Origin of the sequence: Pseudoalteromonas sp. MB47, from assembly GCF_011319765.1 — a bacterium.
GTDB lineage: Bacteria > Pseudomonadota > Gammaproteobacteria > Enterobacterales > Alteromonadaceae > Pseudoalteromonas > Pseudoalteromonas simplex.
Genome location: NZ_VFBD01000006.1, coordinates 32,951 through 45,214 on the forward strand (window position 1 = coordinate 32,951; position 12,264 = coordinate 45,214).

Consider the following 12,264-nt stretch of genomic DNA (forward strand, 5'->3'; position numbering starts at 1 on the left):
TTTTCAGATAAAAATTATAACTTGTTTATTATTAAAACAAAGGCCAAGTTGCAAACATGCTAAGTCAGCTATTTAAAAAGCCTTCATCTATGATGGTAGGGATCGACATCGGATCACACTGTATAAAGGCAGTGTTATTGCAGGAGACAGACGCTGGTTTGCGGCTTGAAGCACTAGCTATTGAACCTATGCCTAAAGGCGCTATGTCTGAACGTTCTATTCAAGACATAGAAGCAATAGGTAATGTTATCGCGAAATTAAAAAGAAAAATACCTAAATCCGTACAACGCGCTGCTGTTGCAGTGTCTGGGCAAACCGTGATCACAAAAGTAATTTTTATGGATGTATCATTAACTGATGCTGAACTTGAGTCACAAATTGCTATTGAAGCAGACAGCTTAATTCCTTACCCCCTCGACGAAGTTAATATCGATTTTGAAAAACTGGCTATCAACGAAGCGGATCCAAGTAAAGTTAATGTACTTCTTTCGGCAGCGCGAACTGAAAGTGTGCAAGCTCGTGTAGGTGCTCTTGAAACAGCTAACTTAAAAGCGGCAGTGGTCGATGTAGAAAGTTATGCCCTCAGCCGAGCAATGGATGTTTACTATCAACAGTTGCCAAGCGATGCTTACAATAAGTGTGTCGCTGTGGTTGATATTGGTGCTGTTCTGATGTTGGTTAGTGTGGTGCAAGAGGGTGAAACAATTTATACCCGTGACCAAGTATTTGGCGGCGATCAATACACTAATAGTATCGTTGCTTATTATAATAAAAGCTTTGATGAAGCTGAAATAGGTAAAACAACTGGGGATTTACCACCAAATTATACTTTTGAGGTGTTAGCGCCATTCCAAACATCACTATTGCAGCAAGTAAGACGCGCAGTACAAATGTTCTTAACAACCAGTGGTAAAGAGCAAGTTGACTATATTGTTCTAACGGGTGGCACAGCTATGATTGATGGCCTTGACAGGCTTTTAATTGAAGAACTGGGAATCCATACGGTGGTTGCTGAGCCATTTGCAAACATTGAAATCTCCGCAAAAGTGGATCGGAATATGCTGCAGCGTCACCGAACTCAGTTTGCAATAGCCACAGGACTGGCATTAAGGAGCTTTTCATCATGCCACATATAAATTTACTGCCCTGGCGAGAACAGCAAAGAAAAGACTCACAGAATAAATTTATAACTGTGCTTTTTTCTGTTGTTGTTGTCAGCTTTATCAGTATGTATCTATTGAGCTCTTTTTACAGCGGCCTTCGTCAAGGCCAAGATGCAAAGAATAACTTTTTAAATACTGAGATCGCTCTTTTGAATCAACGTATTAGGGAAATTAATGAGCTTGATAAAAAGAAAGAAAACTTACAGCAACGAATGCGTTTAATTGAAGAGCTGCAAAGTAGTCGTAACTTAGGTACACAAATCATGGATGAAGTTGCGAAAATAGTCCCTGCAGGTGTCTATTTGACTAAGTTGGAGCGCCGTGGTGACCAAATTCATGTAACAGGTCGTAGCGAATCGAATAACCGCTTATCGACCATGCTACGTCAAGTTCAAAGTTCTTATTTACTAGAGCGCCCAGTAATGCAAGGCATTGTTGCAGGTGAGCAGACATCAAGGCTATTAAGTGACTTTAATATGGATTTTTATGTTAAACCGTTTGATCAGATAGGTGAGGCGCGTAATGAACCTTGATATCAAATCGTTAACTGAAATAGATTGGAATGAAATAGAGCTCGAAAATATGGGTGATTGGCCCATTGCTGTAAAAGCGTTATGTTGTGCTTTTGTAGCTGCAATCGTGTTGTATTTTAGTTATAGCTTATTGGTGTCTGATGAGATTGCCAGCTATCACAGTGCCGTAGCAAAAGAAACTGAGTTGCGTAACACTTACAAGCAAAAATATGCTTTAGCGAGCAACTTAGAACTGTATCGCCAACAAATGGTAGAAATGGAAGAGAAATTTTCTCAACTATTGAAGCGCTTACCTACCTCGAATGAAACACCTGGGTTGCTTGATGATTTATCTTATGTTGGAACGACAAGTGGTTTAACCTTCTTAAAAATTGGTTGGTTACCTGAAATTGAAAAAGAATTTTATACAGAGCTACCGATAAAAATTGAGGTGGTAGGTACTTACCATGAATTCGGTGAATTCGTTGGCAAAGTAGCACAGTTACCGCGTATTGTTAGTTTGCATGATTTTACAATTCAAACTTTAGGTAATGGCGAGCTTACTTTTAGTGTTGTAGCCAAAACATATCGTTACGAGGGGGGCACTAAAAAATGAAGAAGCTTTCCTTAGTTATATTAATGAGCTTTGCGTTAGCCGCTTGTAATGATGATACTGCTGAGCAAAAAGAGTTTATCGATCAGGTAAAAGCTAGCACAACGCCGAAAGTTGAACCGATCCCACAGATAGCGCAATTTGAATATTTTGAATACAGTGCAGGTAGACTTCGCAGCCCATTTGTTGCTCCGAAGCCTGAGATTATTCAAAATAACCTTGTGCAGGTGAAGAACTGTCTTCATCCTGATCCAAATCGAGTTCGCCAACCTCTTGAGAAATACCCATTAGATAATTTGCTTATGAAAGGTACCATAGGCCGAGCTGGCAATACTTGGGCACTCATCAAAGCGGCAGATGAAACGCTTTATCGCGTAACCGTAGGTAATTACATTGGTTTGTATCATGGTGAAATAAAAGAAGTGCACGACAATTACATAGAATTATTAGAATTAATCCCTGATGGGGCTGGTTGTTGGAAAGAGCGTCTGACAAAGCTAGAAATGTTAGAGGCGGATACAAATGGTGCAAGTTAATCTTATGAAAGGTAAAAAAAATATGCATAAAGGAATGGCTTGGTTTAAAAACATGCATAAGTTCATGTTAGCTGCACTTGCTTTTTTAATAGCGCAGTCAGCAGTTGCGGCACCTTTACTATATGATGTGCGTTATAACCCATTAATGAAAGGCGAAACACAACTACAGCTTGTGTTTGATGAGGCACTGACATTCGAACCAAAAGTCCAGGTGTATAACTCACCAGCACGCATCGAAATGTTATTCAGTAATGTAGGTGTTGATAATGAAATGCGTGATGTACCTGTGAACCAAGCAGGTATTCAGCATGTAACAAGCACCATGACCGCTGATGGTTTGAAGGTCGTTGTATCGTTAGATAAATTAAAAATCTATAAAACGTTCGCTAAAGATAACATCCTAACGCTGCATGTTTCTGATAACCCAATTAGTGGAGACGAAATAGCGGATCCACTCTCAGCAGCCAATAATTATATAAATACAGTTCAGTCGATAGATTTTCGTCGTGGTGAAAAAGGCGAAGCAAGGCTGTTAGTATTTTTACAAGATACGCAAGCAGCTATAGATGTTCACGAAAGTGGTGGCAAAATTATTGCTGAGTTCCACCATACTGATATTCTCGATGATCTACTTTATCAGCTTGATGTGATGGACTTTGGCACAGTCGTTAGCAATATTGAGACGTTTAAAGAAGGCAATATGACACGTATCGTGGTTGAGCCAAACGCTGCATTTAAATTCACTCATCAGCAAATTGAGAATATTTTTACTTTAACTGTCGAAAAAGATGATACGCAACGCGCTTACCTTGAAGGGGGAATTGAGTATCAAGGACGTCCAATGACGTTAAACTTCCAAGATATTCCCGTGCGTTCAGTACTGCAAATAATCGCAGGTTACAATGAATTTAACTTAGTAACGAGTGATTCTGTTACAGGCAATATTACTTTACGACTAGAAGGAGTCCCTTGGGATCAAGCGCTTGACGTAGTATTGAAAGTGAAAGGCTTAGATAAGCGCATGGATGGCTCTATTTTAATGGTCGCCCCTTCTGAAGAGTTGGCTGCCCGAGAAGCTAAAGAACTTAAAGCTAAGCAGCAAGTTGAAGACTTAGAACCGCTTTATAGCGAATATATTCGCCTTAACTATGCAAAAGCTGAAGAGTTTGCAGACCTATTGAAAACAGACACAAATAGCATTATCTCAGCGCGAGGAAGTGTTTCTGTTGATAAACGAACGAACACTTTGCTGATCAAAGACACTGCAAAAAGTATTGAAAGTGTGCGTCGTATGGTTGAGACCCTAGACATTCCTGTTAAGCAAGTCGTGATTGAATCACGTATGGTGACAGTGAATGATAATGTGCAAGAAGACTTGGGGGTTCGTTGGGGTATTAGTGACGTAGGAAGCGATGGTGCTATTTCTGGCTCTTTAGAAGGCGCTGGCGGCATGTTTGGTGCGGGCTCTTACGATAATATTCCAAGTATTTCTGATCGCTTAAATGTCAATTTACCGGTTTCAAGCCCTGCGGGTAGTATTGGTGTGCAAGTCGCTAAGTTAGCCAATGGCACTATTTTAGATTTAGAGTTAAGTGCGCTTGAAGAAGAAAACCGCGGCGAAATTATCGCAAGCCCACGCATCACGACGGCTAATCAACAAAAAGCACGTATTGAGCAAGGTACAGAAATTCCATACGTTGAAGCTGCATCTAGTGGCGCAACGACAGTAACATTCAAAAAAGCGGTATTGAGCTTAGAAGTAACGCCTCATATCACACCTGACAACAAGGTGATTTTAGACTTAGTAATTACACAAGATACTCGTGGTGATACGGTACAAACGCCAACAGGCTCTGCTGTGGCGATCAATACCCAAGAAATCCAAACCCAAGTATTAGTAGAAAATGGTCAAACAGTGGTGCTTGGTGGTATTTTTCAACAACAAATTGTTAATTCAACTAAGAAAGTACCATTGTTAGGTGATATTCCTTATTTGGGTGTGCTGTTTAAAAGCACGAGTGAATTTAACGAGAAGAAAGAGTTGTTAATCTTCGTAACCCCTAAAATTCAAATTGATTAAGTGATTTTTTCTTAAGCAACGAGCAATTAGCATTTTTAATTGCTCGTAATCTGGCTTTTTATGCTAATTGACTTGAAATACCCAAGCAATTACTGAGATAATCCCCTCCTTAATTTTGGGGCCAGGTCGTTAGGCGGGGTTTTATTTCAAATTTTAGAGTTCGTTTGTACTAAAAAGATATGGCTGAGAAACGTAATATATTTCTAGTGGGCCCTATGGGGGCTGGCAAAAGCACAATTGGTCGTCACATTGCTGACCAATTACACCTTGAATTTTTCGATTCAGATCAAGAGATCGAGCGTCGTACTGGAGCAGACATTGCTTGGGTATTCGATCTTGAGGGTGAAGAGGGCTTTCGACTTCGTGAAGAAACTGTAATTTCAGACCTAACTGAGATGCAAGGTATCGTTCTTGCAACAGGTGGTGGTTCTGTGATCAGTAAAGAAGTACGTAACAAGCTTTCTGCTCGTGGTATTGTTGTATACCTTGAGACACCAATCGAAAAGCAAGTTGCACGCACACAGCGCGACAAGCGTCGCCCATTATTGCAAACAGAAGAAGCACCGCGTGATGTACTAGAGCGCTTAGCTGAAGAACGCGAACCGTTATACAAAGAAGTTGCTGATTTTGTTGTCCGCACTGATGAGCAAAGCGCGAAAGTTGTTGCTAATCAAATCATCGAGAAATTAGATTTTTAAAAACCAATAATAAAAAGGAAACTAGCTATGCTTGAATTAACAGTTAATTTGGACGAGCGAAGTTATCCTATTTATATTGGTCAATCTGCTCTTCAAGAGACTGGTCGGCTGCGCGAGCACATCGGCGACTGTCGACCTATCATTATCACCAACGACACCATTGCACCTTTATATCTTGATAATGTAATGACGTCGTTGGCTGATCTAAACCCGTTATCTTTTACCATCCCTGATGGCGAACAATATAAATCACTTGAGTGGTTTGAAAAGATTTCGGCGTTCTTACTTGAACATAACTGTGGCCGCGATACTTGCCTTATTGCCTTAGGTGGCGGTGTGGTGGGTGATCTCACTGGTTTTGTTGCTGCATGTTATCAACGTGGCGTGCCTTTTATTCAAGTGCCAACGACTTTGCTTTCGCAAGTCGATTCATCGGTTGGCGGTAAAACGGCAGTAAACCACCCACTTGGTAAAAACATGATTGGTGCGTTTTACCAACCACAAGCAGTATTTATCGATACACAATCGCTACATACTTTGCCTGAGCGTGAATTCGCAGCGGGCATGGCTGAAGTGATTAAATATGGCCTTATTTACGACACTGAGTTATTTGCTTACCTTGAGCAAAATATCACTAAACTTAAATCTCTTGATGAACAAACTTTACAGCATGTGATTTATCGCTGTTGTGAAATCAAAGCCTTGATTGTTGCACAAGATGAAAAAGAAGCCGGTTTACGTGCATTACTAAACTTAGGGCACACCTTTGGCCACGCAATTGAAGCGCAAATGGGCTATGGTAATTGGCTACATGGCGAAGCCGTTGCGGCAGGTATGGTACTGGCAGCACGCCTTGCACATACCCGTGATGACTTAAACGCAGCAGAAGTTGAACGCATTATTAAATTGATTGCTGAGTATGATTTACCTGTCGATATTCCGGCAGAAATGACCAGCGAGCAGTTTTTAACGCACATGCGTAAAGATAAGAAAAATAAAAAAGGCACGATTCGCTTTATTCTACCTACCCAATTTGGTCAATGTGCGCTGGTAAGTGATGTTACTGATCAGCAGGTTTGTGATTTAATAGCGCGCTAATGCAATCGCAAATATTGCCTAGCCGTGCTGCGCTAGTTGATCGAATCGCTCTGCAGTTTGAGTATGGGCAAAACCTAATTTGCTTACTCGGTCCTTCTGGCCTTGGTAAAAGCTATTTATTAGAAACCTTCATCACGGATAAATACCTCGACTTTAATAAAGCGTTTGTTCAGTTGTCGGGAAAAATGACCGACCAACAGTTTATGACTGAACTGTTAGAACAAAGCTTTAGCAACCCACTAATCGATCACGCTTTAAGTTTGTCTGAAAACTTCTATCAACTTTATAAACAACAGCCTTGTGGTGATTGTTTATGGGTCATTGATGGAGGGCGTCATTTATCTGAAGAGTTAATTCAGCAATTAGAAGTCCTTGCCAAGCAAAGCCCGAGCACGTTATACATACTGATTGCATCACAATCGGCAGGGCAGTTTAGTCAAGCAGTTGAAATCCACTTAGAGTCGCTAAATTTAAGTGAAAGTAAGCAACTGATGCGTTGGTTTTTCGATAACCTCCCTGTTGAAGAAGACCCCGTTTTTCGCACCTTTTTACAAGAAGCGCATGGTAACCCAGCTTTATTACTTGCTTGGCAGCCTGAACAACAAACTGCAGACATTCGCGCACCAGAAAAAAGCTATAAACTGCTTTATTTAATTTTGCTCTTAATCACGACCATGGTGCTGATCATTGGCTTTTTATATAAAGCTGATATGACTGAGTGGTGGAAAGCGCATTACCAGCAGGATACAACGAACTCTGTGGCAACAGCACTGCCTGCAGAAGCAGTAATCAATGGTCGAGTAGAAAGCAAAGAGCTAGTTCTAGAACAAGCTCAAGACGATCTTCAAGCCGAGCAGCAAGTTGCTACTAATGATGAGGACAACACAACTCAGGCAGTTAAGGTGCCAGTTGATAACTCTGCGATAGAAAACCGTGAGAATGAAAGTCATAACAATAACGTGGCTGCGATTGTTGATAGCCTTTTGCCAGCAGAGCGAATAACACAAGAGACTGAGCAACCAACGACAGATGAAGTTATAGCTGCCGTCATCAACGATGCTGAGCAAACCGAGTCTGCCATTGAGCCAGAGCTGCCATTAGTAGGAAATGCGTGGTATTTATCTCAGCCAGATGACAATTTTGTTATCCAATTACTTGCGGTGACTAAAAAAGAGATTAGCGATAAGTTTATTACTGAAAATGGCTTGCAAGGGCAAGTAAATACTTACCAAAGCTTACGGAGTGGTAAGCCGTGGTGGATTGTAACTTATGGTAGTTACACCACACTGAATGATGCTAAGAAGGGCGTAACAACACTTTCTGATAATGTGCGTAAAAATCAGCCGTTTTATAAAAAAATAAGTAAAATTAAACAAGAAATCGCTTCACTAAATCAGTAAATTAAAGCTGATTAGTGTAAAATCGCGCAACACCGAATTGAAGTTAAGAGCAGATGCAGCAAAAGACCAGAGCCTTCCTTAAATGGGCAGGTGGAAAATACAGCCTAGTTGAAGATATTCGTACCCGCTTGAAGCAAGCGAGTATGGATGCTGACACCTTAGTTGAACCTTTCGTTGGTGCTGGCTCTGTATTCCTTAATACTGATTTTAAGCATTATATTTTAAATGATATAAATGCGGATCTGATCAATCTTTACACTGAGCTTAAGCGCACGCCCGATGAGTTTATTAGCGACGCTAAAAAGTTGTTTGTAGAGCTTAATAACCACCCCGAAGCCTATTACGAATATCGTGTTCAGTTTAATCAAAGCAGTGATGTGTATGAGCGTGCGATTTTATTTTTATACATGAATCGCCATGGCTATAACGGGTTGTGTCGCTATAATCTAAAAGGTATTTTTAATGTTCCTTTTGGTAAATATAAGCGCCCGTATTTTCCTGAAAAAGAAATGCATTTCTTTGCTGAAAAAGCTCAGCAAGCAACCTTTACTTGCTTAGGTTATGACAAGGTATTTAAGCTTATTCCTAATAATGCGGTTGTATATTGCGATCCACCTTATGTGCCTTTGAGTAAAACAGCTTCATTTACTTCTTACGCTAAAGGCGGTTTCAATTTAGATGACCAAGCAAACTTGGCGAATTTAGCTGAGCAAGCCGCATTCGAAAATAACACGCCTGTACTTATTTCTAACCACGATACAGTGTGGACGCGTAAAATCTACAGCCAAGCATCATTAGATGAGATTCAGGTAAAACGCACGATTAGCCCCAAGGGCGGTTCACGCAATAAAGTGAACGAGCTAATGGCTATGTATTTAGCACCAAAGAAACGGTGAAATAAATCGCTGCTACAAATAGACTGAAAAAAATCAGGGCAATGACGATGATAGTACTGAGCGAGTGCTCTTTGAAGTCAGCTTGACGCTTATTTTCTGATTGAACACCAAAAAATGCCGCAAAGACACTTTGTAATGCACTCATGAATTTGTTCATACGATTTAGAACTTAGAACCTAAACCGCTAACTTTCTTTGACTCTTCACTACTTGTTAATAACTCAAGTAAATCAAGATAATGGAACTGAGCACTGCGGCTATCACCCGTTAACCAAGAAAACCATCCTGTTTCTTGTTCTGCTTTCATACATTGAGCAGAAGATGATGATGCGTTAAGCGTGTTGCATGAGCAACCAGACGCCGCTGCTAAAAAGTCGTCTTCATCAGCAGATGAAAAAGATACAAACGCAGCAACCGTAAGTGCGGACGCGATTAAGATCCCTATTTTAAAAGCACGCATGAGAATAACCCTTGTTTGTGTTACTTAAACAAGCATACATAACAATTGCTCAAATAACAAACTTAATTATCGCTGAATTAAATAAAAATTTAATAAAATTAGCTCTTTAAAGTAAATTTAATGTTTATTATTTGTTTCATTTTATTGTGTTGTAGATGGCTTTTTAATAGAGTTATTGCTCAAATTTTGACTAAAATAACACTAATTCAATAGGCTAAAAGGATTAGCTTAAAGCAATCGCCCTTTAACAATCAGCTGCGGTGTTTAAATCAGCAGTCGATTGGGTTACATTATGCGCTCTTCTTGCAGTCGCAAATTTTAATGGAATCTCTCATGTTGGAAACATTACAAAAGTATTTAATTGCCCCTTCTATTTTATCAGCCGACTTTGCCCGTTTAGGTGAAGATGTTGATCGTGTACTAGCAAGTGGAGCAGATGTTGTACATTTTGATGTGATGGATAACCATTATGTGCCAAACCTAACTTTTGGCCCAATGATTTGTAAAGCACTGCGCGATTACGGCATTACAGCCCCGATTGATGTGCACCTTATGGTAAAGCCTGTCGATCGTCTAATTCCCGACTTCGCTGAAGCGGGCGCTTCTATCATCAGCTTTCACCCAGAAGCCAGTGAGCATATTGACCGTACCTTGCAACTCATAAAAGACAGTGGTTGCCAAGCAGGGCTTGTATTTAATCCTGCAACCAGCCTTAGCTACCTTGAGCATGTGCTCGATAAGGTTGATGTGGTGCTATTAATGTCGGTTAACCCTGGTTTTGGCGGCCAAAGCTTTATTCCTCATACCCTCGAAAAGCTTCGCCAAGCGCGTAAAATGATTGATGATTCAGGTCGCAAAATTCGTTTAGAAGTTGATGGTGGCGTTGGTGTTGATAATATTGCTGAAATTGCCGAAGCGGGCGCTGATATGTTTGTTTCAGGCTCGGCGATTTTCAATCAACCAGATTACAAAGCGGTTATCGATGCGATGCGTAACGAGCTTGCAAAGGTTGAGCCATGAAATACGATGCGGCATTTTTCGATTTAGATGGCACCTTAGTCGACAGTGTTTATGATTTATACATTGCGATGAACCTGACCCTAACTGATCTAGCATTTCCGATTGTGACACAAAAGCTAGTTGAAAGCTGGGTAGGTAATGGCATAGAAACGCTTGTAAAGCGTGGTTTGAGTGGCGATATGCAAATCAGTGAGCATTTAGATGAAGCCCTTGCTGAGCGTGCAATTAATTTGTTTTATCAGCACTATGACCAAGTTGTAGGCGATTACAGTGCGCTTTATCAACATGTAGAAACCGGGCTTGCTGCCCTTGCTGGTATTCCTAAAGTGGTGATCACCAATAAGGCTCGTCGTTTTACCGAAAAGCTACTTGATAAACTGTCACTGACTAGTCATTTTCAGTTGATTGTATGTGGTGATGATATGGCAAAGAAACCATCACCTGAGCCTTTAGTATTTGCTTGTCAGCAATTAGATGTCAGCCCAGCCAAAGCGGTTATGATAGGCGACTCTAAAAGTGATATTTTGGCTGCCAAAGCGGCTAAGGTGGATGTTGTTGCGCTTAGTTATGGCTATAACCAAGGTGAAAACCTCGTTGATTTCAATCCAGAGTACCTCTGCGAGAATTTCTTAGATATAATACCCGTTCTTACCCAAAGGTAAGTGCATTTTAAATTCGTCTTTTTAGTTTAGTAAAAATATAAAGGAACATCATGAGTAAACCAGTAGTGTTAAGTGGCATTCAGCCAACCGGTGGTATGACAATAGGCAACTATGTTGGCGCTATTAACCAGTGGCTTAAGCTACAGGAAGACCACGAAAGTTTCTTTATGTTAGTTGATTTACACGCTATTACTGTACGCCAAGATCCTGAGCAACTACGCTCGCGCGTGCTTGACGGTGTTGCGCTGTATGCTGCATGTGGTATCGACCCAGAAAAAGCGGCGTTATTTGTACAATCTCAAGTGCCAGAACATGCACAGCTTAGTTGGGTTTTAAACTGTTACGCTCAAATGGGTGAGCTTAACCGTATGACGCAGTTTAAAGATAAGTCTTCTAAGCATGCTAATAACGTTAATGTGGGTTTATTCTCTTACCCAGTGCTGCAAGCAGCTGATATCTTGCTATACCAAGCGGATCAAGTGCCAGTGGGTGAAGATCAAAAACAACACCTTGAGTTAACTCGTGATATTGCAACACGTTTCAATAACCTATACGGTGACGTGTTCAAACTACCTGAGCCGTACATTCCTGAGTTCGGCGCACGTGTAATGAGTTTACAAGATCCGCTCAAGAAAATGTCTAAATCAGATGAAAATCCAAACGGTTACATTATGTTATTAGATGAGCCGAAGAAGATTGAAAAGAAACTGAAAAAAGCAGTAACCGATTCAGACGAGCAAGCTCGTATCTACTTTGATCGTGAAGAAAAACCAGGTGTATCAAACCTACTTACTTTATTATCAGTGGCCACTAAGCGCTCAATTGAAGACTTAGTGCCTGAATATGAAGACAAAATGTATGGTCACCTGAAAAAAGACACTGCAGCAGCGGTCGTTAATATGATTGAGCCAATTCAAGCACGCTTTAAAGAAATTCGCGAAGATCAGTCATTACTTGATAGCATTATGAAATCAGGTGCTGAAAAAGCGAGTATCCGCGCTGAAAAAACATTAAAAGCAGTCTACGATGCGGTAGGTTTTATCCCTCGCCCGTAAGCTTGTGATAAATTATTGAAATAAAAATACCGCTTGATAGCGGTATTTTTTTAGCTATTAAAAGCTAAGCGC

Annotated in this window: 14 protein-coding genes; 12 read left to right on the forward strand and 2 right to left on the reverse strand. The window is 40.6% G+C overall.

Going from position 1 to position 12,264, the window contains the following annotated elements:
* Positions 1–56: 56 nt before the first annotated feature.
* From IMPJCBKJ_RS02835 to IMPJCBKJ_RS02875, 9 genes are all read left to right on the forward strand, one after another.
* Positions 57–1,136 carry a pilus assembly protein PilM gene (locus IMPJCBKJ_RS02835; protein WP_054552809.1) on the forward strand — a complete coding sequence of 360 codons (1,080 nt, stop codon included), beginning with the start codon at positions 57–59 and terminating at the stop codon, positions 1,134–1,136.
* The gene (locus tag IMPJCBKJ_RS02840) at positions 1,124–1,696 is read left to right on the forward strand and encodes a PilN domain-containing protein (protein WP_054552808.1); all 573 of its coding nucleotides are present in this window, start codon (positions 1,124–1,126) and stop codon (positions 1,694–1,696) included. Before IMPJCBKJ_RS02835 ends, IMPJCBKJ_RS02840 begins: the two co-directional genes overlap by 13 nt.
* Positions 1,686–2,291, forward strand: coding sequence for a type 4a pilus biogenesis protein PilO (locus IMPJCBKJ_RS02845; protein ID WP_054552807.1), 606 nt, complete (start codon positions 1,686–1,688; stop codon positions 2,289–2,291). Before IMPJCBKJ_RS02840 ends, IMPJCBKJ_RS02845 begins: the two co-directional genes overlap by 11 nt.
* Positions 2,288–2,824 (forward strand): pilus assembly protein PilP, encoded by a 537-nt coding sequence (locus IMPJCBKJ_RS02850; protein WP_054552806.1) that lies wholly within the window; start codon positions 2,288–2,290, stop codon positions 2,822–2,824. The genes IMPJCBKJ_RS02845 and IMPJCBKJ_RS02850 overlap by 4 nt, the downstream gene beginning before the upstream one ends.
* The gene (locus IMPJCBKJ_RS02855; protein WP_138599276.1) at positions 2,811–4,904 is read left to right on the forward strand and encodes a type IV pilus secretin PilQ family protein; all 2,094 of its coding nucleotides are present in this window, start codon (positions 2,811–2,813) and stop codon (positions 4,902–4,904) included. Before IMPJCBKJ_RS02850 ends, IMPJCBKJ_RS02855 begins: the two co-directional genes overlap by 14 nt.
* A 179-nt stretch (positions 4,905–5,083) precedes the next feature.
* Positions 5,084–5,602, forward strand: coding sequence for a shikimate kinase AroK (gene aroK / locus IMPJCBKJ_RS02860; protein ID WP_036973192.1), 519 nt, complete (start codon positions 5,084–5,086; stop codon positions 5,600–5,602).
* A gap of 27 nt (positions 5,603–5,629) precedes the next feature.
* Complete coding sequence (aroB, locus tag IMPJCBKJ_RS02865) at positions 5,630–6,700, forward strand: 3-dehydroquinate synthase (protein WP_166338722.1); 1,071 nt, start codon at positions 5,630–5,632, stop codon at positions 6,698–6,700.
* Positions 6,700–8,100 carry an AAA family ATPase gene (locus tag IMPJCBKJ_RS02870; RefSeq protein ID WP_166338723.1) on the forward strand — a complete coding sequence of 467 codons (1,401 nt, stop codon included), beginning with the start codon at positions 6,700–6,702 and terminating at the stop codon, positions 8,098–8,100. Before aroB ends, IMPJCBKJ_RS02870 begins: the two co-directional genes overlap by 1 nt.
* A 53-nt stretch (positions 8,101–8,153) precedes the next feature.
* Positions 8,154–8,996: a Dam family site-specific DNA-(adenine-N6)-methyltransferase gene (locus IMPJCBKJ_RS02875; protein ID WP_054552803.1), complete on the forward strand. Its 843-nt coding sequence runs from the start codon at positions 8,154–8,156 to the stop codon at positions 8,994–8,996.
* Here IMPJCBKJ_RS02875 and IMPJCBKJ_RS02880 read toward each other — a convergent pair.
* On the reverse strand, positions 8,968–9,153 hold the full coding sequence (locus IMPJCBKJ_RS02880; protein WP_054552802.1) for a DUF2970 domain-containing protein: 186 nt from the start codon (positions 9,151–9,153) through the stop codon (positions 8,968–8,970). The genes IMPJCBKJ_RS02875 and IMPJCBKJ_RS02880 overlap by 29 nt on opposite strands.
* A gap of 5 nt (positions 9,154–9,158) precedes the next feature.
* On the reverse strand, positions 9,159–9,455 hold the full coding sequence (locus tag IMPJCBKJ_RS02885) for a hypothetical protein (protein WP_054552801.1): 297 nt from the start codon (positions 9,453–9,455) through the stop codon (positions 9,159–9,161).
* 333 nt (positions 9,456–9,788) lie between these two features.
* Here IMPJCBKJ_RS02885 and rpe point away from each other — a divergent pair, with 333 nt between their 5' ends.
* The 3 genes from rpe to trpS are packed head-to-tail and all read left to right on the forward strand — an operon-like array spanning position 9,789 to position 12,192.
* Positions 9,789–10,475 carry a ribulose-phosphate 3-epimerase gene (gene rpe / locus IMPJCBKJ_RS02890; protein WP_054552800.1) on the forward strand — a complete coding sequence of 229 codons (687 nt, stop codon included), beginning with the start codon at positions 9,789–9,791 and terminating at the stop codon, positions 10,473–10,475.
* Positions 10,472–11,137 carry a phosphoglycolate phosphatase gene (locus IMPJCBKJ_RS02895; protein ID WP_138616150.1) on the forward strand — a complete coding sequence of 222 codons (666 nt, stop codon included), beginning with the start codon at positions 10,472–10,474 and terminating at the stop codon, positions 11,135–11,137. Before rpe ends, IMPJCBKJ_RS02895 begins: the two co-directional genes overlap by 4 nt.
* Before the next feature lie 50 nt (positions 11,138–11,187).
* Complete coding sequence (trpS, locus tag IMPJCBKJ_RS02900) at positions 11,188–12,192, forward strand: tryptophan--tRNA ligase (protein ID WP_166338724.1); 1,005 nt, start codon at positions 11,188–11,190, stop codon at positions 12,190–12,192.
* The last annotated feature ends 72 nt before the right edge of the window (positions 12,193–12,264 follow it).

What these genes read in the sequence shown, in the direction of transcription:
- IMPJCBKJ_RS02835 (WP_054552809.1), top strand. Translation starts at nt 57, where the DNA reads ATGCTAAGTCAGCTATTTAAAAAGCCTTCATCTATGATGGTAGGGATC.
- IMPJCBKJ_RS02840 (WP_054552808.1), top strand. Translation starts at nt 1,124, where the DNA reads ATGCCACATATAAATTTACTGCCCTGGCGAGAACAGCAAAGAAAAGAC.
- IMPJCBKJ_RS02845 (WP_054552807.1), top strand. Translation starts at nt 1,686, where the DNA reads ATGAACCTTGATATCAAATCGTTAACTGAAATAGATTGGAATGAAATA.
- IMPJCBKJ_RS02850 (WP_054552806.1), top strand. Translation starts at nt 2,288, where the DNA reads ATGAAGAAGCTTTCCTTAGTTATATTAATGAGCTTTGCGTTAGCCGCT.
- IMPJCBKJ_RS02855 (WP_138599276.1), top strand. Translation starts at nt 2,811, where the DNA reads ATGGTGCAAGTTAATCTTATGAAAGGTAAAAAAAATATGCATAAAGGA.
- aroK (WP_036973192.1), top strand. Translation starts at nt 5,084, where the DNA reads ATGGCTGAGAAACGTAATATATTTCTAGTGGGCCCTATGGGGGCTGGC.
- aroB (WP_166338722.1), top strand. Translation starts at nt 5,630, where the DNA reads ATGCTTGAATTAACAGTTAATTTGGACGAGCGAAGTTATCCTATTTAT.
- IMPJCBKJ_RS02870 (WP_166338723.1), top strand. Translation starts at nt 6,700, where the DNA reads ATGCAATCGCAAATATTGCCTAGCCGTGCTGCGCTAGTTGATCGAATC.
- IMPJCBKJ_RS02875 (WP_054552803.1), top strand. Translation starts at nt 8,154, where the DNA reads ATGCAGCAAAAGACCAGAGCCTTCCTTAAATGGGCAGGTGGAAAATAC.
- IMPJCBKJ_RS02880 (WP_054552802.1), bottom strand. Translation starts at nt 9,153, where the DNA reads ATGAACAAATTCATGAGTGCATTACAAAGTGTCTTTGCGGCATTTTTT.
- IMPJCBKJ_RS02885 (WP_054552801.1), bottom strand. Translation starts at nt 9,455, where the DNA reads ATGCGTGCTTTTAAAATAGGGATCTTAATCGCGTCCGCACTTACGGTT.
- rpe (WP_054552800.1), top strand. Translation starts at nt 9,789, where the DNA reads ATGTTGGAAACATTACAAAAGTATTTAATTGCCCCTTCTATTTTATCA.
- IMPJCBKJ_RS02895 (WP_138616150.1), top strand. Translation starts at nt 10,472, where the DNA reads ATGAAATACGATGCGGCATTTTTCGATTTAGATGGCACCTTAGTCGAC.
- trpS (WP_166338724.1), top strand. Translation starts at nt 11,188, where the DNA reads ATGAGTAAACCAGTAGTGTTAAGTGGCATTCAGCCAACCGGTGGTATG.